This is a genomic window from Streptomyces sp. NPDC004111, assembly GCF_042874215.1.
Taxonomy (GTDB): domain Bacteria; phylum Actinomycetota; class Actinomycetes; order Streptomycetales; family Streptomycetaceae; genus Streptomyces.
Genome location: NZ_JBIAMU010000026.1, coordinates 1 through 26,303 on the forward strand (window position 1 = coordinate 1; position 26,303 = coordinate 26,303).

Below are 26,303 nucleotides of genomic sequence, written 5' to 3' on the forward strand. Positions count from 1 at the left end.
CGCCGGGGGCCGCCCCCTTGCCCGCCCGTTCCGCCCCCGGGGGGCGGCCCCGCCGCCCAAGGGGGCGGGGGAGCGAGCGGGCGGGCCCGCCGCCCGAGGGGGCGGGGGTGGGTGGGGAAGGTGCGGGTCTGTCGCTCAAGGGGGCTCGGGGGTGCGGCTCCGCCGCCAAGGGGGTGGGCGTGGGGTTAGGCGGCTTGGCCCGTGGTGAGGAGTTGGTCTTCGGTGGTGCCGGGGCGCCAGTAGCCGGAGAAGCGGACGGACTTGCGGTCGTAGCCGCGGTCCTGGACGAGGTTGCGGCGCAGCGCGCGGACGGTGGCCGATTCGCCCGCGATCCAGGCGTACGGGGCGGTCGCGGGGTCGGGCAGGTCCGCCGCGCGGAAGGCGTCCACGAAGGGGGCGGCCGGGTCGCGCACCACCCAGGTGATCTCCGCGGCTGCCTCGGTGGCGAGGTGCTGGCGGTCGGCCGGGTCCTGGACCTCGATCCAGACCCGCGCGGTGGCCTCCGGCGGGAGCGACGCGAGGATGCCGGCCAGTGCGGGGAGGGCGGACTCGTCACCGGCGAGGACGTACGACCTGGTGCCGGGCGGCGGGCGGAAGTCGTAGCCGCCGTTCTCCGCGCCGACCGGGGCCAGCACGCACAGCTTGTCGCCGGGCCGGGCCGCCGTCGCCCAGCGGGAGGCCGGGCCCTCCGCGCCCGGGTGCAGGGCGAAGTCGACGACCAGCGCGTCGGGGTCGCGGAGCAGGTCACGGGTGGTGTAGGTGCGCATGATGCCGCGCACCCCCGGGTCGAGCGCGCACCAGGCGGCGTACCACTGGCCGTCCTCGCTCCGGGGGACGACGGGGGCGTCCTGGCCGGGGTGCGGGAAGAAGAGTTTGATGCGCTGGTCGCGGCCGGCGGAACCCATGCCGGCCAGGTCCTCGCCGCCGAGGACGACGCGCAGCATGCTCGGTGAGACCCGTTCGGTGCGCAGCACCCGCAGGTCGAAGAAGTGGTAGGGGGCGTCGGCGGTCGCCGTCGCGGTGGCGGTGGGAGCGGTGGGGGCGGTCGGCTGTGATGCGGTCATCGGGCGGCCTCTTCGGCTGATCGCGGGGCGGCGGGCCCTCGGTGCGGCGGGCAGCGGGTGCGCGCGGGCACGGCGAGGAGCGCCGGGGCTGGGCGGCGTAGCTCTCCGTACGGGATGGATTGGAGGGTAGGCTAACCTAACCAGGTGTTGGTCGACAGTCCCCCCGAAGAGAGCGTGGAGCCCGGCTCCGCTCCGCCCGCCACCGGTACCGTCCGCAAACGCAACGCGGTGCGTGCTGCCGGGTTGCTGGTCTCCCTGGGCGTACTGGTGCTGGTGGTGCTGCTGAGCATCGCCGTGGGCGCCAAGAACCTGAGCCTGGGCGAGGTGTGGCACGGGCTGGCGCACTACTCGGGCACCGGCGACGACGTGATCGTCCGGGACGTGCGGGTACCGCGCACCCTGCTGGGCGTGCTCGTCGGAGCCGCGCTCGGCATGGCCGGGGCGGTGATGCAGGGCCTGACCCGCAATCCGCTGGCCGAGCCGGGCATCCTCGGGGTGAACGCCGGAGCGTCCGCCGCCGTCGTCTCGGCGATCAGCTTCCTCGGCGTCACCTCGCTCACCGGCTACGTGTGGTTCGCGTTCCTGGGGGCGGGCGCCGTCTCCGCGGTGGTGTACCTGCTGGGCGGCAGCCGGGGAGCGACGCCGGTACGGCTCGCCCTCGCCGGCACGGCGGCGACCGCGGCCCTCTTCGGGTACGTCAACGCCGTACAGCTCCTCGACTCGGCCGCGCTGGAGCGGCTGCGCTTCTGGACCGTGGGGTCGCTGGCCTCGGCGGACATGGCGGTGGTGTCGAAGGTGTGGCTGTTCATCGTGGCGGGGCTCGTGCTGGCACTGCTGATCGCCCGGCCGCTGAACGCGATGGAGATGGGCGAGGACAGCGCGCGCTCGCTCGGTGTCCACCTGACCCGGACCCGGGTGCTGGCGATGGTCTCCGTGACGCTGCTGTGCGGCGCCGCGACCGCCGCGTGCGGGCCGATCGTCTTCATCGGGCTGATGGTGCCGCACCTGGTGCGGGCCATCACCGGCCCGGACATGCGCTGGATCCTGCCGTACGCCGCCGTGCTCGCGCCCGTGCTGCTGCTGGGCTCGGACGTGGTGGGACGGGTCGTGTCGAGGCCCGCGGAACTCCAGGTCGGGATCGTGACCGCGCTCATCGGCGGGCCCGTCTTCATCCACCTGGTACGCCGTCGGCGGATGGGGCAGCTGTGAGCACCAGGGAAGCAGTGAAGAGCGAGGAGCGGGCGCCCGTGCGCCGCTCCGGCGCGCGGGCGGTGCGTACCCGCGGCCTGTCGATGCGCTTCGCACCGCGGGCCGTGGTCATGACGGCGGCGCTGGCTGTGGTGGCGCTGGGCGTCGGCATCGTCCTCATCGGCAGCGGCGACTTCCCGATGACACCGGGCGAGGTCGTCTCGACGCTGCTCGGCGACGGGGTGCCCGCGCAGGAGTTCATCGTCCAGGACGTACGGCTGCCGAGGGTGCTGACCGCCCTGCTGGTGGGCGCGGCGCTCGGACTCTCCGGTGCGATCTTCCAGTCGATCTCCCGCAACCCGCTCGGCAGCCCGGACGTGCTCGGCTTCGGCCAGGGTGCGACCGTCGGGGCACTGGTCGTCATCGTGCTGTTCCAGGGGAGCAGCTGGACGATCGCCGCGGGTGCGCTGGCCGGCTGTCTGGTGACCGGCCTGCTGATCTACCTGCTGGCGTGGAAGCGGGGCGTGCACGGCTACCGGCTGGTGCTCGTCGGCATCGGCGCCGCGGCCATGCTGACCGCCGTCATGCAGTACCTGCTGACCAAGGCCAGCCTCGTCGACGCGACGCAGGCGATGCTGTGGATCACCGGCACGCTGGACGGCCGCGGCTGGGAGCAGGTCGTTCCGCTGGCCGCCGCCTGCGCCGTACTGATGCCGCTGGCGCTCGGCCACGGGCGGGCGCTGCGGATGATGGAGATGGGCGACGACGCGGCGTACGCGCTCGGTGTGCCGGTGGAGCGGGCGCGGGTGGTGCTCATGCTGTGTGCGGTGCTGCTGATCGGGGTGGCCACTTCGGCGGCCGGGCCCATCGTGTTCGTGGCGCTGAGCGCGCCGCAGCTCGCCCGGCGGCTCACCCGTGCTCCGGGGCCCAACCTGGTGCCCTCGGCGCTGATGGGCGCGGGGCTGCTGGTGGTGGCGGACTGGGTGGCCCAGCAGGCCTTCGGCGAGCGCCAGCTGCCGGTGGGAGTGGTGACCGGTGTGGTCGGCGGCTGTTATCTGCTGTGGCTGCTGGTGACGGAGCGCAAGGCGGGACGGATATGAACAGCGGCAGGAACGCGAACGGCAGGAGCAGGAACCCGATGTCCAAGTCCCGACAGGACCGGACCGCGCGCACGTCCGAGCAGCGGACCGCGAACGGCTCCGCGCAGCGTCTCGTCGCCGAGGCGGTGACGCTCGGCTACGACGAGCGGGTCATCGCCGAGAACCTCTCGGTCGAGATCCCGGACCACTCCTTCACCGTCATCGTGGGCCCCAACGCCTGCGGCAAGTCGACGCTGCTGCGCGCCCTGTCGCGGATGCTGAAGCCGTCACGGGGGCACGTGCTGCTCGACGGGCAGGCCATCGGGTCGCTGCCCGCGAAGAAGGTCGCCAGGACGCTCGGGCTGCTGCCCCAGTCGTCGGTGGCGCCGGACGGGATCACGGTCGCCGACCTGGTGGCGCGCGGGCGCTACCCGCACCAGGGACTGCTGCGGCAGTGGTCGCCCGAGGACGAACGGATCGTCGAGGAGTCGATGGCCGCCACCGGCGTCGGCGAACTGGGCGAGCGGTACGTGGACGAGCTGTCCGGCGGCCAGCGCCAGCGGGTGTGGATCGCGATGGCGCTCGCCCAGCAGACGCCGCTGCTGCTCCTCGACGAGCCGACCACCTTCCTCGACATCCAGCACCAGATCGACGTGCTCGACCTGTGCGCGGAGCTGCACGAGACCCAGGGGCGCACCCTGGTCGCCGTACTGCACGACCTGAACCACGCGGCGCGCTACGCCACGCACCTGATCGCCATGCGGGACGGCGAGGTCGTCGCCGAGGGCGCGCCGTCGGACATCGTCACGGCCGACCTGGTGGAGCGGGTGTTCGGGCTGAAGTGCCAGGTCATCGCCGATCCGGAGACCGGTACTCCGCTGGTGGTGCCGGCCGCGCGCAAGCGGCGGGCCGAGGTCGCCGAGGACGCGGCTACCGGTGAGGAAGCAGGCACCGGCGCGCGGGCCGGCGCGGGCGCGGAGGCAGGCGCTCCGGCCGTGGGTGGCTAGAGGAGCTTCCTGAGGTGCAGGAGGTCGCGGAAACCGGCCTCCAGCCGCACCCTTCCCGAGGCCCACGCCTTCGCGAAGTTCAGCTGCCCGTCGACCATCGCGACCAGGTCGTCGCCGGTCATCGCCAGCCGGATCTGGGCACGCTCGCGCGGCGGACCCGCGACGGTGTCGGCCACCGTGATCCGGCCGTCCGCGAGACGGCCGGTGAAGGTCGTGTCCAGATCCGTGATGTGGCAGCTGAGCGAGCGGTCGAACCCCGCGACGCTGCGCACGCCGTCGTGGTCGGAACCGCTGAGATTGTCCGAGAGCTTGTCGAGTGCACCGCGGCACTCCTCCATGGTCGCCATCATCGCCGACCGTACCTCAGGGCTTCGCGGTAGCGTCATGACCATGGATGTCGAGGAAGCAGCGGCCACCGGGGACGACGGTGCCGCGGGCATGGTGGCGTACGACCCGGCGGCCCCCGCCCCGCTCGGGGTCGAGCGGAGCACGACGGGGAACGCCGAGGTCGACGCCGGACTGGAGCGTCTTTCGGACGTCGACCACCTGACGGCGGACGGACACATCGAGGTGTACGAGGATGTACACCGGAGGCTGCGCGAAACGCTGACCGCGCTCGACGCACGCCCGGGACCCCCGGCGCCCTCCACGACCCCGGCGACCTCACCGTCGTCACCGCCCACCCCGTACGACCTCAGGAGCTGAACGAGAAGTGGCAGGAGTGGCACGCCGCCGCCTGGACGCCGAGCTGGTCCGCCGGAAGCTCGCCCGCTCGCGGGAGCACGCGAGCCAGCTGATCGCGGCCGGCCGGGTCAAGGTCGCCGGAGCGGTGGCGACCAAGCCGGCGACGCAGGTCGAGACGGCCGCCGCCCTGGTGGTGCTCAAGGACGACGACGACCCCGACTACGTCTCGCGCGGCGGGCACAAGCTGGCCGGGGCGCTGGCCGCCTTCGCACCGCTGGGCCTGAAGGTCGAGGGGCGCCGGGCACTGGACGCCGGAGCCTCCACCGGCGGCTTCACCGACGTACTGCTGCGGGCCGGGGCCGGACACGTGCTCGCCGTCGACGTCGGCTACGGACAGCTCGCCTGGTCGCTGCAGTCCGACGAACGGGTCACCGTCAAGGACCGCACGAACGTGCGCGAGATGACCCTGGAGACGATCGACGGGGTCCCGGTGGACATCGTCGTCGGCGATCTGTCGTTCATCCCTCTGGGTCTGGTGCTGCCCGCGCTGGCGCGCTGCGCGGCACCCGACGCCGACCTGGTGCTGATGGTGAAGCCGCAGTTCGAGGTGGGCAAGGAGCGCCTCGGCAGCGGGGGAGTGGTACGCAGTCCCGAGCTGCGCGCCGACGCCGTACGGAACGTGGCGCGGCAGGCGTGGGAACTCGGACTCGGAGTGCGGGGCGTGACGGCCAGTCCGCTGCCCGGCCCCTCCGGAAATGTCGAGTACTTTCTGTGGCTCCGGGCGGGGGCACCCGAACTCGATCCGGCGGACGTTGACCGTGCAGTGGCGGAGGGGCCTCGTTGACAAGGACAGGGACGACCACAGGAACGACCGCGGACACCCCGGGCGACGACCCGGCGCCCGCCGCGCCACTGCTGCCGGACGCCGCGGCGGCACTGGTGCTCGCCCCAGCAGCGGAACGCACCGTGTTCCTCCTGGCGCACACGGGGCGGCCCGCCGCGATCCGCAGCGCCGAACTCGTCGTCGAGGGACTCCTCAAGAGCGGCCTCGGCGTGCGTCTCCTGGAGTCGGAGGCGGTCGACCTGCCGCTCCCGGAGTCCGTGGAGACCGTCGTGGAGGCGACCCCGGACGTGCTCGACGGCTGCGAACTGCTCATCGTCCTCGGCGGTGACGGCACCCTGCTGCGCGGCGCGGACATCGCCCGCGCCTCCGGCGTACCGATGCTGGGCGTCAACCTGGGGCGGGTCGGTTTCCTCGCCGAGGCCGAGCGGGACGACCTGGACAAGGTGGTGGACCGCGTCGTCACCAAGTCGTACGAGGTCGAGGAGCGGATGACGCTCGACGTCCTGGTGCACAACAACGGGGACGTCGTGCACCGCGACTGGGCGCTCAACGAGGCCGCCGTGCAGAAGGTGTCGCCGGAGCGGATGCTGGAGGTCGTGCTGGAGATCGACGGCCGCCCGGTCACCGGCTTCGGCTGCGACGGCATCGTCTGCGCGACGCCGACCGGTTCCACCGCGTACGCCTTCTCGGCCGGCGGGCCGGTGGTCTGGCCGGAGGTGGAGGCGCTGCTGATGGTGCCGATCAGCGCGCACGCCCTGTTCGCGAAGCCGCTGGTCACCTCGCCCACCTCGGTGCTCGCCGTCGAGGTCCAGCCGCACACCCCCCACGGGGTGCTGTGGTGCGACGGCCGCCGCACCGTCGAACTGCCCTCCGGGGCGCGGGTGGAGGTCCGCCGGGGCGAGGTGCCCGTACGGCTGGCCAGACTGCACCACGCGTCGTTCACCGACCGTCTGGTGGCCAAGTTCGCCCTCCCTGTGTCGGGGTGGCGCGGAGCACCGCACTGACCCCACGCCGAGTCTTCACCGAGTCTTCGTGCGATCAACCCGACGACCGCCGTGTCACCCACTCTGCGGCCGGGCAGCGGCGGCCCGCCATGCGGTCGGCCTCAGGATTGGACTGCGGTTTTCCGCAGGTTTCGGCGGCTTGCGGGGTGTGCGGCGGACGGGTGACGTCGCACACCGCCCTCCCGACCTCGTATGGTCGTGTCCGTGTTGGAGGAGATGCGGATACGGTCGCTCGGAGTCATCGACGACGCTGTCGTCGAGCTGTCACCCGGCTTCACGGCGGTGACCGGCGAGACCGGAGCGGGCAAGACCATGGTCGTCACCAGTCTCGGGCTGCTGCTCGGAGGCCGGGCCGACGCTGCGCTGGTACGGCTGGGATCCAAGGCGGCGGTGGTGGAGGGCCGGCTCACGGTCGGCCCCGGCGACCCGGCCGCCCTGCGTGCCGAGGAGGCCGGGGCGGAACTCGACGACGGAGCGCTGCTGATCAGCAGGACGGTTTCTGCCGAGGGGCGTTCGCGCGCCCACCTCGGCGGCCGGTCCGTGCCGGTGGGCGTGCTCACGGAACTGGCGGACGACCTGGTCGCCGTGCACGGACAGACCGATCAGCAGGGCCTGCTGCGGCCGTCCCGGCAGCGGCAGGCGCTCGACCGGTACGCGGGCGACGCCGTGGCGGTGCCCCACGCCAAGTACACGGCCGCCTACCGCCGTCTGAAGACCGTCTCCACCGAACTGGACACCCTCGTCACCCGGGCCCGTGAGCGGGCCCAGGAGGCCGATCTGCTGCGCTTCGGCCTGGAGGAGATCGCCGCCGTCGAACCGCTCGCGGGCGAGGACACCGAACTCGCGGCCGAGGCCGAGCGGCTCGGCCACGCCGAGGCACTCGCCTCCGCCGCCGCCCTCGCGCACGCCGCCCTCGCCGGGAACCCCGAGGACCCCGAGGGAGTCGACGCCGGCACCCTCGTCGCGGGCGCGCACCGCGCGGTGGACGCCGTGCGCGCGCACGACGCGGCCCTGGGCGCCCTGGCCGAGCGCATCGGCGAGATCGGCATCCTGCTCGGCGACGTGGCGGGCGAGCTCGCCGGGTACGCCGACGACCTCGACGCCGACCCGCTGCGACTGGCCGCCGTCGAGGAGCGCAGGGCGGCCCTGACGCAGCTCACCCGGAAGTACGGCGGACCCGAGGGCGGCATCGACGCGGTGCTCCAGTGGGCGCAGGAGGGCGCCGCCCGGCTCACCGAACTGGACGGCGACGACGACCGGATCGGCGAGCTGACCGCCGAGCGGGACGTGCTGCGCGAGGAACTGTCCACACTGGCCCAGGCCCTGACCGACGCCCGTACGGAGGCCGCCGCGCGCTTCGCCGACGCCGTGACCGCCGAGCTGGCGTCCCTCGCCATGCCGCACGCGCGCGTGTCCATCGACATCCGGCAGACCGAGGACCCCGAGCGCGGCATCGAGGTGGGCGGCCGGCTCGTCGCCTACCACTCCTCCGGTGCCGACGAGGTCGAGCTGCTGCTCGCCCCGCACCCCGGGGCGCAGCCGCGTCCCATCGGCAAGGGCGCGTCCGGCGGTGAGCTCTCGCGCGTGATGCTCGCGGTGGAGGTCGTCTTCGCCGGGTCCGACCCCGTTCCCACGTACCTCTTCGACGAGGTCGACGCGGGCGTCGGCGGCAAGGCGGCCGTCGAGGTCGGCCGGCGGCTCGCGAAGCTGGCCAGGTCGGCGCAGGTGGTCGTGGTGACGCACCTGCCGCAGGTGGCGGCGTTCGCGGACCGGCAGCTGCTCGTCGAGAAGACCAACGACGGTTCGGTGACCCGGAGCGGGGTGACCGTGCTGGAGGGCGAGGACCGGGTGCGCGAGCTGTCGCGGATGCTGGCCGGCCAGGAGGACTCGGAGACGGCCCGCGCGCACGCGGAGGAGCTGCTGGCCACGGCCCGCGCGGACGCCTAGCCCGGCGGGAGCCCGGTGCCTGTGTGCGGACGCCCCGCCCTGCCTCCCCCAAGGCCGCACACCCCTGACGGTTAGGCTGAGTCCATGATCGTCAAGGGGCGGGTGGCGGGGTTCCTGGGAGCTGTCGGGACCACCGTGTGCGTACGGCAGGGGATGCGGCGGTGGCCGCCGGGGGAGGCCGCCCTGTGGGAGCGGAAGAACTTCCGGGGCGAGGTCGTCGACCTGTACGCGGGGCCCGCCGCCGCACTCGGAGCCGCGGCGGCGGTCGCCGCCGCCCCGCTGCTCCCCGCGCGCACCAGGACCGCCGCCGTCCTCGCCGTGCTCGCGGCCGGGGGCTGCGGCGCGTACGACGACATGGCGGGCCGCGACGACCCGCGCCGCGGTTTCCGGGCGCACCTGGGCGCGCTGCGGCACGGCGAGGTCACCAGCGGCGCCGTCAAGCTCCTGGGCGTCGGGGCCGCCGGTCTCGTGGCCGGGGCGCTCCTGCGCGAGCGGCCCGCCGACAAGATCCTCGCGGGCGTCGTCGTCGCGGGCACCGCGCACCTGGTGAACCTGGTGGACGTACGCCCCGGGCGGGCGGCCGGAACGGTTCTCGCGCTCGGGGCGGGCGGGCTGCTGAGGGGCGGCACCGCCGGGGTGCTCGCCGCCGCGCCGGTGGGGGCGGCGGCGGCCGTGCTGGAGGACGACCTCGCGCGGCGGACCATGCTGGGCGACACCGGGGCCCACGCGCTGGGGGCCGGGATCGGGGCGGCGACGGCCGCGGGCGCCGGACGCACCGGACTGGTCCTGCACGCCGCCGCGCTGGTCGCGGCGGCGGTCTGCGGTGACAGGGTCAGCCGTGCGGCGGGGGCGTTCTGAGCGACGATCACTCGTGCGGGTGGTAGCGGACGGGAACTGCCCGCGCAGGCGCGCCTGTGGTGCCCCAACTGCCCCGGCAACTGGCATCCTTGGCGCCGTAACGCGCACAGGTGCGGCACCTGGGCGGAAGGAAACGCGGCGCAAGTGCCCCGGACGGTGCGTCCTCGCGCCGGTCGTCTGCTACAAGTGCCCTTTCCCCTCGACGAGTTGCGCGCCGACAACCACCCAGGAGCACCCACCACAGTGAGCAGCACCCCGCCCCCGCCGTACGGACAGTCGCAGCTGAGCGCCGTACAGGTGCTCGGCGGCGGCAGTGCGGGCAGCAGCGCGCACGTCAGGTCGTTGACCGCAGGGCTGGTGGCCAGGGGCGTGCGGGTCACCGTGTGCGCCCCGGCCGAACTGGAGAGCGCCTACGGCTTCGCGGAGGCCGGCGCCGACGTGGTGTGCGTGCCCCGCCGCAGCGACCCGATGTCGGTGGCCGCGCTGCGCAGCGCGTGCGCGGGGGCGGACATCGTCCACGCGCACGGGCTGCACGCCGCCGTGCGCAGCGCCTTCGCGCTCGGCGGGCGGCTGCCGCAGGGCGGACGGGCGCAGCAGCTCAGGATCGCGGGCGGGCGTCCCCGGGGCCGGGTCCCGCTCGTCGTCACCTGGCACACCCGGGGGCACGCGGAGGGCGCGCGCAGCCATGTCGTACGGCTGATGGAGCGGCGGGCGGCCAGGGCGGCTGCCGTCGTCCTCGGCACCTCGTCCGACCTGGTGGACCGGGCCCGCAGCAGGGGCGCGCGCGACGCCCGGCTCGCCCCGGTCACGGTGCCCGCGCCCCGGCCGTCCGGCGAGTTCCACGAGAGCAAGGCGCGGGCCGAACTGGGCGCGGTGGAGCGGCCGTTGCTGATGGCCGTCGGCAGCCTGGTGCCGCACCGGGGGTACGACGTCCTGCTGGACGCCGCCCGGATCTGGCGGGACCTCGAACCGGCTCCGCTGCTGACCATCGCCGGGGAGGGCCGCGAGCGGGCCGCCCTCCTGCGCCGTATCGACGACGAGGACCTGCCCGTCCAGCTGATCGGACGGCGGGACGACATCGCCGAGCTGCTGGCCGCCGCCGACGTCGCGGTGCTGCCCAGCCGGTGGGAGGCGCGGTCGGTGCTGGCCCAGGAGGCGCTGCGGGCCGGGGTGCCGCTGGTGGCCACCGAGGTCGGGGGCATCCCGGAACTGGTCGGCGAGGCCGCCGAGTTCGTGCCGTACGGGGACGCGGAGGCGCTGGCGGGAGCGGTGCTCGGCCTCCTCGCGGACCCGGAGCGGCGCGGCCGGCTCGCGGCGGCCGGACTGCGCCAGGCGGCGACCTGGCCCACCGAGGACGAGACGGTGGCGCAGGTGCTGAGCGTCTACGACGAGCTGACCGGGCAGGGCTAGCGGCCCCCGGCGGGACCGTGCCGGGGACCCGGGCGCGCCCGGGTCCCCGGCCGTGACGGGAGCGGCGTCCGCGCTACGAGGCGTGGCGGCGGGCCCGCAGGGCCAGGCTCAGGGCCAGCACCGTCTGGGGGTCGTCCAGGTCGGTGCCCAGCAGTTCGGAGATGCGGGCCAGCCGGTTGTAGAGGGTCTGGCGGTTGAGGTGCAGCTCGCGGGCGGTCTCCGCCTTGCGGCCCGCGTGCGCGAGGTACGTCTCCAGGGTGGGCAGCAGGGGCGGGCGCGAGGTGCGGTCGTGGTCGCGGAGCGGGCCGATCGCGCGGTCCACGAACGCGGCCAGGTCGGGGTGGTCCCGCAGCCGCCACAGCAGCAGGTCGATGTCCAGGCGGCGGGCGTCGTACCAGGGGCGGTCGTGCAGGCCCTGGGCCGCCGTGGCGGTCTCCGCCGCGTGCCGCAGCCCGGCCGAGGCCGCCGCCCAGCCGCCCGCGACGCCCACGACCACCACCGGCGGGTGGGCGCCCGAGCGGCCCAGCCCGGCCCGCTCCACGCCCGCCCGCAGCGCCGCCGCGACCCGGTCGGCGACCGCTGTCCGCTCCGATTCCGTACGCAGCCCGAGGAGCAGCGGAACGCGCCCCTCCACGGGACGTACGCCCAGCAGCACCGGCACTCCCACGGACGCCAGCTCCTCCAGCACCGCCCGCGCCAGCACCGACCAGTTGCCGGACGGCGCCAGTTCGGCCGCCAGCCGCATCACCACCGGCAGCAGCGGCCCCTCGCCCGGCTTGAAGCCCAGCACGCGCGCCTGCGCGGGCGCGTCCTCCGCCGAGACGCGGCCCTGCGCCAGGTCGGACAGGAAGTCGCCGCGTCCGCGTGCGGCCAGCTCCTCCTCCTGCCGCGCCTGCATCAGGACGACGGCGAGGATGCCCGCCGCGCGCTCGGCCGCGATCCGGTGCACGGGGAGCAGCGGCGTCTCCACCCCGAGCAGGACCAGCCGGGCCCGTACCGAACCGGCGCCGTGCCCGCCGCCCGGCACGTCCACCAGGGTCCCGTTCGCGGGCGGCCCCGACTCGCGTGCCTCGCGCTGGCCGCGCAGCCCCTCCCAGACCTGGAGCGGGTCCGCGCCCCGGTCGTCGCCCGCCGAGGGCCCGGCCGCGTACAGCAGCTGGCCGTCGGCGGTCTCCAGGAAGACCGGGTTGGCCGCGAAGTCCGCCAGGATGCCGAGCACCTGCGGCACCCCGCCGCCGCCCAGCAGCGCCTCGGTGCAGCGGCGGTGCACCTCCTCGGCGCGCCGCAGCAGGGTGTAGTGCCCGTTGACGATCTCGGTGTGCACCTCTTCGGTCACCGAGACGAAGGGCACCTCGCGGTGCAGCTGCACCAGCGGCAGGCCGGCCGCCCGCGCGGTCTCCACCAGCGTCGAGGGCAGCCGGCCGAAGCGCGGCCCCAGCTCGACGACCAGGGCCGCGATGCCCCGGTCCGCCAGCCGGCGCACGAAGGCGCGCTGCTCGGCGGGGCGGGTGCCGAGGCCGAGTCCGGTGGTCAGCAGCAGCTCGCCGCCCTTGAGGAGGGACGCGATGTTGGGGACCTCCCCGGCGTGCACCCAGCGCACCGTCCGGTTGAGCCGGTCGGCGCCCGCCACCACCTCCGGCAGCCCGCTGCGGAGCCCCGGCAGTTCAAGCGCCCGTTGCACGGTGATTCCGCCCTGCGTGTCCATGAAGCCGGACGGTACCCGAACGCCCCGGCGGCGACAGCCTCCGGGGCGTTCGGGTCACAGGGGGCGAAAGGCCCCGGCCGGGTCAGCCGCCGTACGCCCCGGACGCCGTCAGCCGCAGTGCCGTGTCGATCAGTGGCACGTGGCTGAAGGCCTGCGGGAAGTTGCCCACCTGGCGCTGGAGCCGGGAGTCCCACTCCTCGGCCAGCAGCCCCAGGTCGTTGCGCAGGGCCAGCAGCTTCTCGAAGAGCTTGCGGGCCTCGTCGACCCGGCCGATCATCGCCAGGTCGTCGGCCAGCCAGAACGAGCAGGCCAGGAACGCGCCCTCGTCGCCCTCCAGACCGTCCACCCCGGCGTCGTCACCGGCCGTCGGGTAGCGCAGCACGAAGCCGTCCGGGGTGGACAGTTCGCGCTGGATCGCCTCGATGGTGCCGATGACGCGCTTGTCGTCCGGCGGCAGGAAGCCCATCTGCGGGATGAGCAGCAGCGAGGCGTCCAGCTCCTTGGAGCCGTAGGACTGGGTGAAGGTGTTGCGCTCGGGGTCGTAGCCCTTCTCGCAGACGTCGCGGTGGATCTCGTCGCGCAGGTCGCGCCAGCGCTCCAGCGGGCCGTCCACGTCGCCCGACTCGATCAGCTTGATCGTGCGGTCGACGGCCACCCAGGTCATCACCTTGGAGTGGACGAAGTGGCGGCGCGGGCCGCGCACCTCCCAGATGCCCTCGTCGGGCTGGTTCCAGTGGCCCTCCAGGTAGCGGATCAGCTTGAGCTGGAGGAGGGAGGCGTAGTCGTTGCGGGCCAGGCCCGTCATGTGGGCGAGGTGCAGGGCCTCGGTGACCTCGCCGTAGACGTCGAGCTGGAGCTGGTGGGCGGCGCCGTTGCCGACGCGGACCGGGCCCGAGTTCTCGTACCCCGGCAGCCAGTCCAGCTCCGCCTCGCCGAGCTCCCGCTCGCCGGCGATCCCGTACATGATCTGCAGGTTCTCCGGGTCGCCGGCGACCGCGCGCAGCAGCCACTCGCGCCAGGCGCGGGCCTCCTCGCGGTACCCGGTGCGCAGCAGCGAGGAGAGGGTGATGGCGGCGTCGCGCAGCCAGGTGTAGCGGTAGTCCCAGTTCCGGGAGCCGCCGATGTCCTCCGGCAGGGAGGTGGTCGGCGCGGCCACGATGCCGCCGGTCGGGGCGTACGTCAGCGCCTTGAGCGTGATCAGGGAGCGGACCACCGCCTCCCGGTAGGGGCCGTGGTACGTACAGTGCTCGACCCACTCCCGCCAGAACTCGGCGGTGAGCTCCAGCGCGCCCTCCGGGTCCGGCAGCGGCGGCGGCTCCTTGTGCGAGGGCTGCCACTGGATGGTGAACGCGAGCCGCTCACCGGGCGCGACCGTGAAGTCGGAGTGCGTGGTGAGGTCCTGGCCGTGCGTCTCCACGTCCGTGTCCAGCCAGACGGAGTCGGGGCCCGCGACGGCCACCGTGCGGCCGTCCACCCGGTGCACCCAGGGCACCACCCGTCCGTAGCTGAAGCGCATCCGCAGCGCCGAGTGCATCGGCACCCGGCCGCTGACGCCCTCCACGACTCTGGTGAGCTGGGGCGCACCGTCGCGCGGCGGCATGAAGTCGGTCACCCGGACCGTGCCGCGCGGGGTGTCCCACTCCTGTTCCAGGATCAGGGAGTCCCCGCGATAGCGGCGGCGGGTGGCCGCGGGGGCCGCCTCGCCTTCCGGATGGGAGGGTCCGATCCGCCAGAAGCCGTGCTCCTCGGTTCCGAGGAGCCCGGCGAAGACGGCATGGGAGTCGAAGCGGGGCAGGCACAGCCAGTCGACTGAGCCGTCCCGGCAGACCAGCGCCGCTGTCTGCATGTCTCCGATGAGTGCGTAGTCCTCGATGCGCCCGGCCACGTGCAATCTCCAGTCGAACGGCCACATCCACCCCGGTGGAAGGGGCTTCTGCGGTCAGGGGATCTTCGACGACGAGCTTCAAGGGCCGGGAGCGGGCGGGGATGGATGCCTTCGCCGGCCGGCTCGCAGCGATGTGTCCGTGAAGGATACGACGGTCGCTGCTGATCTGTGTGAGGTCATCGCAACGCAGGTGGGCCGAACGGGTGAGGCCCGGGTGCAGCCGGCGTGAGGGTGCGGTGAAGACGGTCGAACGGGCGCCCGTAACCCGGCGGGAGTGCGGCCCGGGACTGCCGGAGGCAGGGCGGCGGAGGTGGCCCCGAGATGGCCCGAAGGTGTCGCGCAGAGTGTCCGAAAGCAGCGGGTCCGTGGACGCCGGAAGCAGCCTCCCGCAGTCACTGTTACCCTGGTAGCCCGTGGGCGGTGGGAGCAAAACCCCCCGAACCGCAGCGACGGCGCCCCCCGAAATCACCGGTGAATCCACCGATGTGTGCCGGTGGGGAGGCCGGAAACGCACCCTCACCTCGCGACCACGGGAGCCCCGTCTTGGCCATGCAGCCCAAATCCTCGACGACCAAGCACATCTTCGTCACCGGGGGTGTCGCCTCCTCCCTCGGCAAGGGTCTGACTGCCTCCAGCCTCGGTGCGCTCCTGAAGGCCCGCGGCCTGCGCGTCACCATGCAGAAGCTCGACCCGTACCTCAACGTCGACCCCGGCACGATGAACCCCTTCCAGCACGGCGAGGTGTTCGTCACCAACGACGGCGCCGAGACCGACCTGGACATCGGCCACTACGAGCGCTTCCTCGACGTCGACCTCGACGGTTCGGCCAACGTCACCACCGGCCAGGTCTACAACACCGTCATCGCCAAGGAGCGCCGCGGCGAGTACCTCGGTGACACCGTGCAGGTCATCCCGCACATCACCAACGAGATCAAGCACCGCATCCGCCGCATGGCCACCGACGACGTCGACGTCGTCATCACCGAGGTCGGCGGCACCGTCGGCGACATCGAGTCGCTGCCCTTCCTGGAGACCGTCCGCCAGGTCCGCCACGAGGTCGGCCGCGACAATGTCTTCGTGGTGCACATCTCGCTGCTCCCCTACATCGGCCCCTCGGGCGAGCTGAAGACCAAGCCGACCCAGCACTCGGTCGCCGCCCTGCGCAACATCGGCATCCAGCCGGACGCGATCGTGCTGCGCGCCGACCGCGAGGTCCCGACCGCCATCAAGCGCAAGATCTCGCTGATGTGCGACGTCGACGAGGCCGCCGTGGTCGCCGCCATCGACGCCAAGTCGATCTACGACATCCCCAAGGTGCTGCACACCGAGGGCCTGGACGCCTACGTCGTCCGCAAGCTGGACCTGCCGTTCCGCGACGTGGACTGGACCGTCTGGGAGGACCTCCTGGACCGCGTCCACAACCCGAACCACGAGGTCACCGTCGCACTCGTCGGCAAGTACATCGACCTGCCCGACGCCTACCTCTCGGTGACCGAGGCCATCCGGGCCGGCGGCTTCGCCAACAAGGCGCGCGTCAAGGTCAAGTGGGTCACCTCCGACGACTGCAAGACCCCGGCCGAGGCCCAGAAGCAGCTCGGCGACGTCGACGCGATCTGCATCCCCGGCGGCTTCGGCGAGCGCGGCGTCACCGGCAAGGTCGGCGCCATCCAGTACGCCCGCGAGAACAAGGTCCCGCTGCTCGGACTCTGCCTGGGCCTGCAGTGCATCGTCATCGAGGCGGCCCGCAACCTGGCCGGCATCGAGGACGCCAACTCCACCGAGTTCGACGCCGCCACCGCCCACCCGGTGATCTCCACCATGGAGGAGCAGCTCGCGTACGTCGAGGGCGCGGGCGACCTGGGCGGCACCATGCGGCTCGGCCTCTACCCGGCCAAGCTCGCCGAGGGCTCCATCGTCCGCGAGGTCTACGGCGACGAGCAGTACGTCGACGAGCGCCACCGCCACCGCTACGAGGTCAACAACGCCTACCGCGCCGAGCTGGAGAAGAAGGCCGGAATCGTCTTCTCCGGCACCTCCCCGGACAACAAGCTCGTCGAGTACGTCGAGTACCCGCGCGAGGTGCACCCCTACCTGGTCGCCACCCAGGCGCACCCGGAGCTGCGCTCCCGTCCGACCCGCCCGCACCCGCTCTTCGCCGGCCTGGTGAAGGCCGCCGTGGAGCGCCAGCAGGGCAAGTAGTTCCCCCTGGGGGAACAGGCGTTACGGTTGCCGGGGTGAAGGCCTTTCCAGGCCTTCGCCCCGGTTTCTTTGTGTTCAGGAGGACGCACGTGGCGATCAAGGACACCCCCCAGGAGTGGCGGATCACCGACTCGGTGACCCCGTTCGAGGGGGCCAAGACCAGCGTCCGCACCGACCGCGTCGCGATGCCCGACGGGTCCGTCGCGAGCCGCGACTACCAGGTCCACCCCGGCTCGGTGGCCGTCCTCGCACTCGACGACGAGGGGCGCGTGGTGGTCCTCAGCCAGTACCGCCACCCGGTGCGGCACAAGCTCTGGGAGATCCCGGCCGGGCTCCTCGACGTGCCCGGCGAGAACCCGCTGCACGCCGCCCAGCGCGAGCTGTACGAGGAGGCGCACGTCAAGGCGGGGGACTGGCGGGTGCTCGCCGACATCTACACCTCGCCCGGCGGCTCCGACGAAGCGGTACGGATCTTCCTCGCGCGGGACCTGTCGGAGGCGACCGGCGAGCGCTTCGAGGTGTCCGAGGAGGAGGCCGACATGGAGCACGCGCGGGTACCGCTGGCGGAACTGGTGCGCGGGGTGCTCGCCGGTGAGCTGCACAACAACTGCCTGACCACCGGTGTGCTGGCGCTCGCCGCGGTGCTGGCGGGCGACGGGCCCGACACGCTGCGCCCGGCGGAGGCGCCGTGGCCCGCACGGCCGTTCTGAGCGGACCGCGCCCCGCCCGCCTGCCCCCGGCCGTCCGCCACCGGTCGTAAAAACTGCTGATCCGATCGGGGGACGTCTCCGCCGCGCTCCCCTCATTCCGTCGCAGAGCGTGAACTAGGCTCGAATCCCCGACCGCAATCGCGACGGGGATCGGTGCGCAGGCGGACGGGAGCGTGGCCCGTGACGGATCAGGCGGTGGACATCGGCGGTGCGGCGGCGGTCACTGCGACCACCCCCGCGGCGGGTTCGGCCCATGACTGGGCCACCGGTGAATTCTTCGGCAGGCGACGGGAGTTGAAGGAGCTGCGCGCGGACATCGCGCGCACCGGCCTCGACACCCTGACCGGCCGCAAAGTGCCCAGGGCCCGCGTCCTGCTGATCGCCGGACGCCCCGGCTCCGGGCGCACCGCGCTCGCCGAGGAACTGGCACGCTCCGTCGCCGCCGACTACCCGGACGGCGCGCTGCGGGCCCGGCTGACCGACCCCGGCGGCGCGCCCGTCCCCACCGAGGAGACCGCCCGCGACCTGCTGGGCGAGCTGGGGATCACCGGCCCGCCCGGCGCCGACGCGGACACCCTGGCCGAAATGGTGCGCGAGGCGCTGGCGGTGCGCCGGGTCCTGCTGGTGCTGGACGACGCGGCCGACGCCGAACAGGTGGACCCGCTGCTTCCGGACAACCCGGACTGCCTGGTCGTCGCCACCTCCCAAGGGCCGCTCACCGGCATCGTCGACGTACGGCCCTGCACGCTCGGCGGGCTGGACACCGCGTCCGCCGTCGCCCTGCTCGCGCACCTCACCGGAAAGGTGAGGATCACCGTCGACCCGACCGCCGCCGACACGCTCGCCGAGGAGTGCGGCGGCCAGCCCGCGGCCCTGGTCCTGGTCGGCGGCTGGCTCGCGGCCCGGCCCAAGTCCTCCGTGGCGGATGTCACCAAACACCTGCGGGACCTGCCCGAGGACCCCTTCCAGGCGCACGGGCCCGCCCCGCTGGTGCGGGCGTTCCGGCTGGTCCACGACTCGCTGCCGCTGCCCGCCGCGCGGATACTGCGACTGCTCGCGCTGGCCCCCGCGGGACTCGCCGACGCGCACACCGCCTCCGCGCTGGCCGGCTGTTCGGTCTCGGCGGCGCAGAGCACCCTCGACGACTTCGCGGTGCGCGGACTGCTGCACCCGGCGGGGGAGCAGTACCAGGTGCCGGGGTGCCTGGCGCCGCTCCTGCTCGCGCTGACGGAGTCCCAGGACCGGCCGTCCGAGCGGCAGTTGGCGCGGGCCCGGATGCTGGAGCGGACCGTGCGGCAGCTCCAGTCGTGCCGGGCGGTCACCGAGCCGGAGGGCTCCCCGGCCCGCAAGAAGCTCGCCGGACTGCCGCGCGCGCTGCGCTTCGCGAACGCCCCGGCCGCCGCCGCGTGGCTGCGGGCCAGGCAGCCCGCGCTGCTCGCGGCGGCCCGCACCGCGGTCGGCGACGGCGAGCTGGACACGCTGGCCCGCCGGCTGGTGGCGGCCCTGGTGCGGGCGCTGGTGGCACACCGGGGCACCGAGGACGCCGCGCCCGAGCTGTACGGGCTGCACCGCCTGGTGCTGGACGTCGCGGAGCGGCGCGACCTGCACCGGGAGAAGGCCGCGGCGCTGCTGAACCTCGCGGACCTGGACGCGCGGACCGGCCGCACCCGGGAGGCGCTGACCCGCTACCGGGCGGCGCTGGACGCCGGACGGACGGCCAGGGACCCCTACGCCACGGTCCGCGCGATGGAATCCGTAGGCGGCACGTACCAGGAGATGGGGGACTATCCCCGGGCCGCCGACTGGTACGGCCGGGCCCTCGCCCAGCGGCTCGCGCGCGGTGAGCACGAGGACGGCGCCCGGCTGTACGGGCGGCTCGGCGCGGTGCACACCTACGCCGGCCGCTACGGGGACGCGCTGCGCGACTGGCGGGCGGCGGCGGCCGGACTGCGGCGGCTCGGTGATCTCCCGGGCCACGCAAGGGCGTTGAGCGAGATGGCCCGGGTCCAGGAGTACGCGGGGCACCCGGAGGAATCGCTGCGGACCTGCCAGGAGGCGGTCGAGTGGGCCCGGCAGGCCGGTGAGGTGCGGCTCCAGGCGGCGCTGCGGCTGCGGCTCGCCGACACCCTCGACCGGCTCGGCGACCCGACGGCGGCCCGGCTGCACCGCAGCGCTGCGGAGAGACTAATGGAAGAAGAGGTTCCAGCCTACGAAATCCGCAGCGCATCTGCGCGAGGTTGATGCTTTGTAAGGCTAGACAGCTGGAAATCCTTCATTAGACTGGCTCTGCCGCATGGATCTGCGGCGTTCCCCAGGTATGCCTGTCTACCCTGGGTATGTATGGCATTGCCCCGTTTCATCCCCTGAATTCAAGGACCGTGATCGACGTGAAGGTCGGCATCCCCCGCGAGGTCAAGAACAACGAGTTCCGCGTGGCCATCACCCCGGCCGGCGTGCACGAGCTCGTGCGCCACGGCCACCAGGTCGTCATCGAGAAGGACGCCGGTCTCGGCTCCTCGATCACGGACGGCGAGTACGTCTCGGCCGGTGCGCGCATCCTCGACACCGCCGACGAGGTCTGGGCCACGGCCGACCTGCTGCTGAAGGTCAAGGAGCCGATCGCCGAGGAGTACCACCGCCTCCGCAAGGACCAGACCCTCTTCACCTACCTGCACCTCGCCGCCTCCCGCGAGTGCACGGACGCGCTGCTGGAGTCCGGTACCACCGCCATCGCGTACGAGACGGTCGAGACCGCGAACCGCGCGCTCCCGCTGCTCGCCCCGATGTCCGAGGTCGCGGGCCGGATCGCCCCGCAGGTCGGCGCCTACCACCTGATGCGCCAGGTCGGCGGCCGCGGCGTGCTGCCCGGCGGCGTCCCCGGCACGGCGGCCGGCAAGGCCGTCGTCATCGGCGGCGGCGTCTCCGGCTGGAACGCCACCCAGATCGCGGTGGGCATGGGCTTCCACGTGACCCTGCTCGACCGCGACATCAACAAGCTGCGCGAGGCCGACAAGATCTTCGGCACCAAGGTGCAGACGATCGTCTCCAACGCCTTCGAGCTGGAGAAGGCCGTCGTCGAGGCCGACCTCGTCATCGGCGCGGTCCTGATCCCGGGCGCCAAGGCCCCGAAGCTGGTCACCAACGAGCTCGTCGCCAAGATGAAGCCCGGAAGTGTACTTGTCGACATTGCAATTGATCAGGGCGGCTGCTTCGAGGACTCGCACCCGACCACGCACGCCGAGCCGACCTTCAAGGTCCACGACTCGGTCTTCTACTGCGTGGCCAACATGCCGGGCGCCGTTCCGAACACCTCGACCTACGCGCTGACCAACGCCACGCTGCCGTACATCGTGGAGCTCGCGAACCGCGGCTGGGTCGAGGCGCTGCGCCGCGACGCCGCCCTCGCCAAGGGTCTCAACACCCATGACGGCCAGGTTGTTTACCGCGAGGTGGCCGAGGCGCACGAGCTGCCGCACGTCGAGCTGAGCACCCTCCTCGGCTGACGCGTCAACAGGCGTCGTCAACATCACGTGCCCGGCCGGACCTTGCCCAGCGAGGTCCGGCCGGACGCGCGTCCGGGTGCTTTGCGGCACTCGTTCAACTCGTCGCGAACGTAACCCTTTTAACCGTTTCGCGTACCTGTGAAATCCGGCTCGCGTGCTTCGCTTGCACCCCCGCGCACCCTTGACAGCGAGGTGTTCGGTTGCCGACACATCGACCCGGGTCCGGCGGATTGTGTTGCTGCGGAGCGGTGACACGCCATAGAGTCGGCCACCGTCGGCATGGTGCCACGCTGACCTATCGATATGTTTCCTGGTCACGTCCCAAGGAGGTAAGACGACTTGTGAATGAGTCGACATTTACTCCCGGGGGTGGTCAACCGGGAACGCCTGCGCAGGGCCAGAGCCCTACAGGGCTCGAAGCTGTCGGCTCGGTCGCGGTCCGCACCTTCGCCACCCATCAGCACATGACGACGACATCCCACCAGAGCATGGACGGCCTACACGTGAACGCCATGGCCGGCGACCAGAGTGGCGATAAGTCCACCACCGGCTTCGCCGACTTCGACGAGGTGTCCCAGGGGCACTTCTACGATCCCGACGCCGAGTACGAGCCCGACCCCGAGTACGCGGCCACCCTCGCCCCCGACGCTGCCCGCCAGCGCCGTGAGCGGATCGGCCCGACCGGACGGCCGCTGCCGTACTTCCCGATCCCCGGACCGCTGACCGATCACGGCCCGGCAAAGATCATCGCGATGTGCAACCAGAAGGGCGGGGTCGGCAAGACGACCTCGACCATCAACCTGGGCGCCGCCCTCGCCGAGTACGGACGCCGTGTCCTGCTCGTCGACTTCGACCCGCAGGGAGCCCTGTCGGTCGGCCTCGGGGTGAACCCGATGGAGCTCGACCTCACGGTCTACAACCTGCTCATGGAGCGGGGCATGGCGGCCGACGAGGTGCTGCTGAAGACGGCCGTTCCGAACATGGACCTGCTGCCCAGCAACATCGACCTGTCCGCCGCCGAGGTGCAGCTGGTCAGCGAGGTCGCCCGCGAGTCGACGCTCCAGCGGGCGCTGAAGCCGCTGATGAACGACTACGACTACATCGTGATCGACTGCCAGCCCTCGCTCGGCCTGCTCACGGTGAACGCGCTGACGGCCGCCCACAAGGTGATCGTGCCGCTGGAGTGCGAGTTCTTCGCGCTGCGCGGTGTGGCGCTGCTGACCGAGACGATCGAGAAGGTCCAGGAGCGGCTCAACCCCGACCTGGAGCTCGACGGCATCCTCGCGACGATGTACGACTCGCGCACGGTGCACAGCCGTGAGGTCCTCGCGCGCGTGGTCGAGGCGTTCGACGACCACGTCTACCACACGGTCATCGGCCGTACGGTGCGCTTCCCGGAGACCACGGTCGCCGGTGAGCCCATCACCACGTACGCCTCGAACTCCGTCGGTGCCGCCGCCTACCGCCAGCTCGCCAGGGAGGTGCTCGCCCGGTGTCACGCCGAGTGAGTCTGCCGGGGGCCGACGAGCTGTTCCGTACGACCGGGGGGATGGGCCTGCAGTCCTCCGCCCGGAGGTCCGGCGCCAACGGTGAGGCGGCCCGGGTGCCGGCGCCCGCGGGGGAACCCGCCGCGGACGCCGCTCCGGAGGCCGACCCGGACGCCGCGGCCACCGAGCACGGCGCCGCCGCCGACGCGGCGGGGCAGCAGCGCACCAGGGGAGCGGAGGGAACCGTTCCGGCTCCGGCCGGGCCCGGGTCCGCGACCGCCGCCGCGAAGGCCGCCGCCAACCGGGCCCAGGAGGCCCCCGGGGCGGCCCGTGGCGGCGCGCAGGCGGCCTCCGGGGCCCAGCCCCGCCGTCGGGGCGGCCGGGGCGCCAACCGGCGGCCCAGCGGCCGGGAGCGGCACGACGAGAAGATCACCGTCTATGTCTCCGCCGAGGAGCTCATGGACCTGGAGCACGCCCGCCTCGTCCTGCGCGGCGAGCACGGGCTCGCCGTCGACCGCGGACGGATCGTCCGCGAGGCGGTCGCCGTCGTACTCGCCGACCTGGAGTCGCGGGGCGACGCGAGCATTCTGGTACGGCGCCTGCGCGGGCGCTGAGCGGTGCGGGGGTAGCCTCGCGGCTGGCCCCCTCCCGCCCTTCCGCGCTTCACCAGGACCCTTCTTGATGCCGTCCACGCCGTCCGAGGACTTCTCCGGCCGCCCCCTGCGCCGCCGCCCGCTGGGGCGCGGGCCGGGGGCGGCGGCGTCCGCAGCCCCGGAGATCCCGGCACCGGCCGATGTGGACCCCGTACCGCAGGACGGGAACGACCTCGTACCCCAGGACGGGAACGACCCCGTACCGCAGGCGCCGGAACCCGTCGCGGAGCCCGCGGCGGCCGGGCCGGACGGGGCCGGGGCCGCCGAAGCGGCGGGGGACGGGCGGTTCACCGTCCGGCTGGCGAACTTCGAGGGACCCTTCGACCTGCTGCTCCAGCTGATCTCCAAGCACAAGCTGGACGTCACCGAGGTGGCGCTGTCGAAGGTCACCGACGAGTTCATGGCGCACATCCGGGCCATGGGCGCCGACTGGGACCTGGACCAGACGACCGAGTTCCTGGTCGTCGCCGCCACCCTGCTCGACCTCAAGACCGCCCGGCTGCTGCCCGCCGCCGAGGTCGAGGACGAGGCGGACCTGGCGCTGCTGGAGGCGCGGGACCTGCTCTTCGCGCGGCTGCTGCAGTACCGGGCGTACAAACGGATCGCGGGGATCTTCGAGGAGCGGTGGGACGCCGAGGGGCGGCGGTTCGCGCGGACCGTGGGGCTGGAGGACCGGCTCGCCGAACTGCTGCCGGAGGTGGTCATCAGCATCGGGGCGGAGGGCTTCGCGCGACTGGCGGTCAAGGCCATGCAGCCGAGGGCGAAGCCCGAGGTGTACGTGGACCACATCCACGCGCCGCTGGTGTCCGTGCAGGAGCAGGCGGGCGTGGTGGTGGAGCTGCTCAGGAAGCGCGGGACGGCCGGCTTCCAGGAACTGGTGGGCGACGCCCCGGACACCCTGACGGTGGTGGCCCGCTTCCTGGCGCTGCTGGAGCTGTACCGGGAGAAGGCCGTCGCCCTCGACCAGCCGGAGGCGCTGGGCGAGCTGACCGTGACCTGGACCGGCGGGGAGTCCGGCGACCCGGTGGTGACCGGGGAATTCGATCTCGTGGTGGAGGAGAAGGAGTGAGCGAGCGGGCGGAGCCGGCCGCGGCGGGTCTCGGGACGGAGGACCTCGGCGGGGCCCTGGAGGCCGTGCTGATGGTGGTGGACGAGCCCGCGAGCGCCGCGCACCTGGCGAAGGTCCTGGGGCGGTCCGAGCGGGAGGTCGCCGACGCGCTGCGGGCGCTGGCCGACGAGTACACCGTGCAGGGCCGCGGCTTCGAGCTGCGGCTGGTGGCGGGCGGCTGGCGGTTCTACTCGCGCGCCCGGTACGCGGCGGCGGTCGAGGCCTTCGTACTGGACGGCCAGCAGTCGCGGCTCACCCAGGCGGCCCTGGAGACCCTGGCGGTCGTCGCGTACCGCCAGCCGGTGTCCCGGTCCAGGGTTTCGGCCGTACGCGGAGTGAACTGCGACGGGGTCATGCGCACCCTCCTCCAGCGGGGTCTGGTCGAGGAGGCGGGCACGGAACCCGAAACAGGTGCGATCCTGTACAGGACGACGAACTACTTTCTGGAGCGGATGGGCCTGCGAGGCCTGGACGAGCTCCCGGAGCTCGCTCCCTTCCTCCCCGAGGCGGACGCGATCGAGTCCGAGACGCAAGAGGGTGTGCCGTCGTTCGATCCGGACGCCCCGGACACCGACGCAGACGACGACAAGACGGATTTTTGATGCGAAGCAACGGCAGGAACAGCGGCAGCAGCGGCGGCAACGACCGCAACCAGCGGGGTGCGGGCAACGGACGCGGCCCTGCGGGTGGCGGGCGCGGCGGCGCGGGCGGCGGTGGCCGGGGCGCGGGCTCCGGTTCGGGCTCGGCGGGCGGCGGCGGCCGGGGCGGCTTCGGCGGCGGTGGCCGCGGTGGCTCCGGCGGCGGGCGCGGCGGCTCCGGTGGCGGCCGGGAGGGCTTCGGCGGTGGCCGCGGCACCGGTGGCGGCCGTGAGGGCGGCCGTGAGGGCGGCTACGGCGGCCGTGACGACGAGCGCGAGCAGCGCCCGCGCCGGCCCCGTCCCGAGGAGCGGCGCTACGACGTCGGCCCCTCCGCCACCCACGAGGGTCCGCGCAGCGGCCGGGGCGCGTCCGCGCGCGGCGGCGCCAAGGGCGGCCCGAAGTCCCCGCAGAACCCCCAGAAGCCCGGCCGTCGCGGCAACTTCAACGCCGGTGCCTCCCGCCCGCGCGAGCTGGACGCCAAGATCGAGCAGCGCAACCGGGACCGCTACGCGGGCAAGCCCGACGTGAAGCTCCCCAAGACCTTCCCCGGCGCCGAGCAGGAGGGCGAGCGGCTGCAGAAGATCCTCGCCCGTGCCGGCATGGGCTCGCGGCGCGCCTGCGAGGAGCTGATCGACCAGGCCCGGGTCGAGGTCAACGGCAAGATCGTCGTCGAGCAGGGCATGCGGGTCGACCCGCACAAGGACGAGATCAAGGTCGACGGCCTGACCGTGGCCGCCCAGTCGCACCTGTTCTTCGCGCTGAACAAGCCCGCGGGCGTCGTCGCGACGATGGGCGACCCGGACGGCCGCCAGAACCTCAACGACTACGTGAACAACCGTGAGACGCGGCTGTTCCACGTGGGCCGTCTCGACACCGAGACCGAGGGCATCATCCTGCTCACCAACCACGGCGAGCTGGCGCACCGCCTCACCCACCCCAAGTACGGCGTGAAGAAGACCTACCTCGCCGCCATCCAGGGGCCGCTCCCGCGCGAGCTGGGCAAGCGCCTCAAGGACGGCATCGAGCTGGAGGACGGCTACGCCCGCGCCGACCACTTCCGGGTCGTGGAGAACACCGGCAAGAACTACCTGGTCGAGGTGACCCTCCACGAGGGCCGCAAGCACATCGTCCGCCGGATGCTGGCCGAGGCCGGCTTCCCGGTCGAGCGCCTGGTGCGCACCTCCTTCGGGCCGATCGCGCTGGGCGACCAGAAGTCCGGCTGGCTGCGCCGCCTCACCAACACCGAGGTCGGCATGCTGATGAAGGAGGTCGGCCTCTAGGGCCTGCCCTCCCGGGCCGCATCGCCAGCGGCCCCCGGCGCGACGCCCGC

General features: G+C 73.3%; 22 protein-coding genes. 18 read left to right on the top strand and 4 right to left on the bottom strand.

Going from position 1 to position 26,303, the window contains the following annotated elements; all coding sequences use genetic code 11:
• Positions 1-185: 185 nt before the first annotated feature.
• Positions 186-1,064, bottom strand: a complete 879-nt coding sequence (locus ACFYVL_RS37915) for a siderophore-interacting protein (protein ID WP_389253344.1) — start codon at positions 1,062-1,064, stop codon at positions 186-188.
• Positions 1,065-1,211: 147 nt separating this feature from the next.
• Between ACFYVL_RS37915 and ACFYVL_RS37920 the strand changes: the two genes are divergently transcribed.
• From ACFYVL_RS37920 to ACFYVL_RS37930, 3 genes are all read left to right on the top strand, one after another.
• Positions 1,212-2,273: a FecCD family ABC transporter permease gene (locus ACFYVL_RS37920; RefSeq protein WP_389253610.1), complete on the top strand. Its 1,062-nt coding sequence runs from the start codon at positions 1,212-1,214 to the stop codon at positions 2,271-2,273.
• 83 nt (positions 2,274-2,356) lie between these two features.
• Complete coding sequence (locus ACFYVL_RS37925) at positions 2,357-3,352, top strand: FecCD family ABC transporter permease (protein WP_389253612.1); 996 nt, start codon at positions 2,357-2,359, stop codon at positions 3,350-3,352.
• A 38-nt stretch (positions 3,353-3,390) separates the two neighbouring features.
• Positions 3,391-4,338, top strand: coding sequence for an ABC transporter ATP-binding protein (locus tag ACFYVL_RS37930; RefSeq protein ID WP_389253346.1), 948 nt, complete (start codon positions 3,391-3,393; stop codon positions 4,336-4,338).
• Here ACFYVL_RS37930 and ACFYVL_RS37935 read toward each other — a convergent pair.
• Entirely contained in the window at positions 4,335-4,685 is a 351-nt protein-coding gene (locus ACFYVL_RS37935) for an SCP2 sterol-binding domain-containing protein (protein ID WP_389253614.1), read from the bottom strand. The two genes, ACFYVL_RS37930 and ACFYVL_RS37935, sit on opposite strands and share 4 nt — an antisense overlap.
• Before the next feature lie 43 nt (positions 4,686-4,728).
• On the opposite strand from ACFYVL_RS37935, the gene ACFYVL_RS37940 reads away from it, so the two are divergent.
• The 6 genes from ACFYVL_RS37940 (at position 4,729) to ACFYVL_RS37965 (ending at position 11,085) form a co-directional block, all read left to right on the top strand.
• On the top strand, positions 4,729-5,043 hold the full coding sequence (locus ACFYVL_RS37940; RefSeq protein ID WP_389253349.1) for a hypothetical protein: 315 nt from the start codon (positions 4,729-4,731) through the stop codon (positions 5,041-5,043).
• Between the two features lie 7 nt (positions 5,044-5,050).
• Positions 5,051-5,866: a TlyA family RNA methyltransferase gene (locus ACFYVL_RS37945; RefSeq protein ID WP_389253351.1), complete on the top strand. Its 816-nt coding sequence runs from the start codon at positions 5,051-5,053 to the stop codon at positions 5,864-5,866.
• 71 nt (positions 5,867-5,937) lie between these two features.
• A complete protein-coding gene (locus ACFYVL_RS37950) occupies positions 5,938-6,870 on the top strand; it encodes an NAD kinase (RefSeq protein WP_389253616.1) in 933 nt (310 codons plus the stop codon).
• A gap of 192 nt (positions 6,871-7,062) precedes the next feature.
• Positions 7,063-8,817 carry a DNA repair protein RecN gene (gene recN / locus ACFYVL_RS37955; RefSeq protein ID WP_389253353.1) on the top strand — a complete coding sequence of 585 codons (1,755 nt, stop codon included), beginning with the start codon at positions 7,063-7,065 and terminating at the stop codon, positions 8,815-8,817.
• 84 nt (positions 8,818-8,901) lie between these two features.
• Positions 8,902-9,675 carry a hypothetical protein gene (locus ACFYVL_RS37960; protein WP_389253355.1) on the top strand — a complete coding sequence of 258 codons (774 nt, stop codon included), beginning with the start codon at positions 8,902-8,904 and terminating at the stop codon, positions 9,673-9,675.
• 243 nt (positions 9,676-9,918) lie between these two features.
• Positions 9,919-11,085 (top strand): glycosyltransferase family 4 protein, encoded by a 1,167-nt coding sequence (locus ACFYVL_RS37965; RefSeq protein ID WP_389253357.1) that lies wholly within the window; start codon positions 9,919-9,921, stop codon positions 11,083-11,085.
• Between the two features lie 73 nt (positions 11,086-11,158).
• Here ACFYVL_RS37965 and ACFYVL_RS37970 read toward each other — a convergent pair whose 3' ends face one another.
• Together ACFYVL_RS37970 and ACFYVL_RS37975 are read right to left on the bottom strand one after the other, a co-directional pair.
• Complete coding sequence (locus ACFYVL_RS37970) at positions 11,159-12,790, bottom strand: PucR family transcriptional regulator (RefSeq protein ID WP_389253359.1); 1,632 nt, start codon at positions 12,788-12,790, stop codon at positions 11,159-11,161.
• An 82-nt stretch (positions 12,791-12,872) separates the two neighbouring features.
• Complete coding sequence (locus ACFYVL_RS37975) at positions 12,873-14,675, bottom strand: glycoside hydrolase family 15 protein (protein ID WP_389253362.1); 1,803 nt, start codon at positions 14,673-14,675, stop codon at positions 12,873-12,875.
• Between the two features lie 549 nt (positions 14,676-15,224).
• Here ACFYVL_RS37975 and ACFYVL_RS37980 point away from each other — a divergent pair.
• The 9 genes from ACFYVL_RS37980 (at position 15,225) to ACFYVL_RS38020 (ending at position 26,253) form a co-directional block, all read left to right on the top strand.
• Positions 15,225-16,874: a CTP synthase gene (locus ACFYVL_RS37980; protein WP_389253365.1), complete on the top strand. Its 1,650-nt coding sequence runs from the start codon at positions 15,225-15,227 to the stop codon at positions 16,872-16,874.
• Between the two features lie 89 nt (positions 16,875-16,963).
• A complete protein-coding gene (locus tag ACFYVL_RS37985; RefSeq protein ID WP_389253367.1) occupies positions 16,964-17,584 on the top strand; it encodes an NUDIX domain-containing protein in 621 nt (206 codons plus the stop codon).
• A 180-nt stretch (positions 17,585-17,764) separates the two neighbouring features.
• Entirely contained in the window at positions 17,765-19,825 is a 2,061-nt protein-coding gene (locus ACFYVL_RS37990) for a tetratricopeptide repeat protein (RefSeq protein ID WP_389253369.1), read from the top strand.
• 146 nt (positions 19,826-19,971) lie between these two features.
• Positions 19,972-21,087: an alanine dehydrogenase gene (gene ald / locus ACFYVL_RS37995; RefSeq protein WP_389253618.1), complete on the top strand. Its 1,116-nt coding sequence runs from the start codon at positions 19,972-19,974 to the stop codon at positions 21,085-21,087.
• A 464-nt stretch (positions 21,088-21,551) separates the two neighbouring features.
• Entirely contained in the window at positions 21,552-22,595 is a 1,044-nt protein-coding gene (locus ACFYVL_RS38000; protein ID WP_389253371.1) for a ParA family protein, read from the top strand.
• Positions 22,592-23,188: a hypothetical protein gene (locus ACFYVL_RS38005; RefSeq protein ID WP_389253620.1), complete on the top strand. Its 597-nt coding sequence runs from the start codon at positions 22,592-22,594 to the stop codon at positions 23,186-23,188. The genes ACFYVL_RS38000 and ACFYVL_RS38005 overlap by 4 nt, the downstream gene beginning before the upstream one ends.
• A 67-nt stretch (positions 23,189-23,255) precedes the next feature.
• Entirely contained in the window at positions 23,256-24,296 is a 1,041-nt protein-coding gene (locus ACFYVL_RS38010; RefSeq protein ID WP_389253373.1) for a segregation and condensation protein A, read from the top strand.
• The gene (gene scpB, locus ACFYVL_RS38015) at positions 24,293-24,937 is read left to right on the top strand and encodes an SMC-Scp complex subunit ScpB (protein WP_389253375.1); all 645 of its coding nucleotides are present in this window, start codon (positions 24,293-24,295) and stop codon (positions 24,935-24,937) included. The genes ACFYVL_RS38010 and scpB overlap by 4 nt, the downstream gene beginning before the upstream one ends.
• Entirely contained in the window at positions 24,937-26,253 is a 1,317-nt protein-coding gene (locus ACFYVL_RS38020) for a pseudouridine synthase (RefSeq protein WP_389253377.1), read from the top strand. Before scpB ends, ACFYVL_RS38020 begins: the two co-directional genes overlap by 1 nt.
• Positions 26,254-26,303 lie beyond the last annotated feature (50 nt).

Coding starts and splice junctions, on each gene's coding strand:
- ACFYVL_RS37915 (WP_389253344.1), bottom strand. CDS start 1,064: ATGACCGCATCACAGCCGACCGCCCCCACCGCTCCCACCGCCACCGCG.
- ACFYVL_RS37925 (WP_389253612.1), top strand. CDS start 2,357: ATGCGCTTCGCACCGCGGGCCGTGGTCATGACGGCGGCGCTGGCTGTG.
- ACFYVL_RS37930 (WP_389253346.1), top strand. CDS start 3,391: ATGTCCAAGTCCCGACAGGACCGGACCGCGCGCACGTCCGAGCAGCGG.
- ACFYVL_RS37935 (WP_389253614.1), bottom strand. CDS start 4,685: ATGGCGACCATGGAGGAGTGCCGCGGTGCACTCGACAAGCTCTCGGAC.
- ACFYVL_RS37940 (WP_389253349.1), top strand. CDS start 4,729: ATGGATGTCGAGGAAGCAGCGGCCACCGGGGACGACGGTGCCGCGGGC.
- recN (WP_389253353.1), top strand. CDS start 7,063: ATGGTCGTGTCCGTGTTGGAGGAGATGCGGATACGGTCGCTCGGAGTC.
- ACFYVL_RS37960 (WP_389253355.1), top strand. CDS start 8,902: ATGATCGTCAAGGGGCGGGTGGCGGGGTTCCTGGGAGCTGTCGGGACC.
- ACFYVL_RS37970 (WP_389253359.1), bottom strand. CDS start 12,790: ATGGACACGCAGGGCGGAATCACCGTGCAACGGGCGCTTGAACTGCCG.
- ACFYVL_RS37980 (WP_389253365.1), top strand. CDS start 15,225: ATGCAGCCCAAATCCTCGACGACCAAGCACATCTTCGTCACCGGGGGT.
- ACFYVL_RS38000 (WP_389253371.1), top strand. CDS start 21,552: ATGACGACGACATCCCACCAGAGCATGGACGGCCTACACGTGAACGCC.
- ACFYVL_RS38010 (WP_389253373.1), top strand. CDS start 23,256: ATGCCGTCCACGCCGTCCGAGGACTTCTCCGGCCGCCCCCTGCGCCGC.
- ACFYVL_RS38020 (WP_389253377.1), top strand. CDS start 24,937: ATGCGAAGCAACGGCAGGAACAGCGGCAGCAGCGGCGGCAACGACCGC.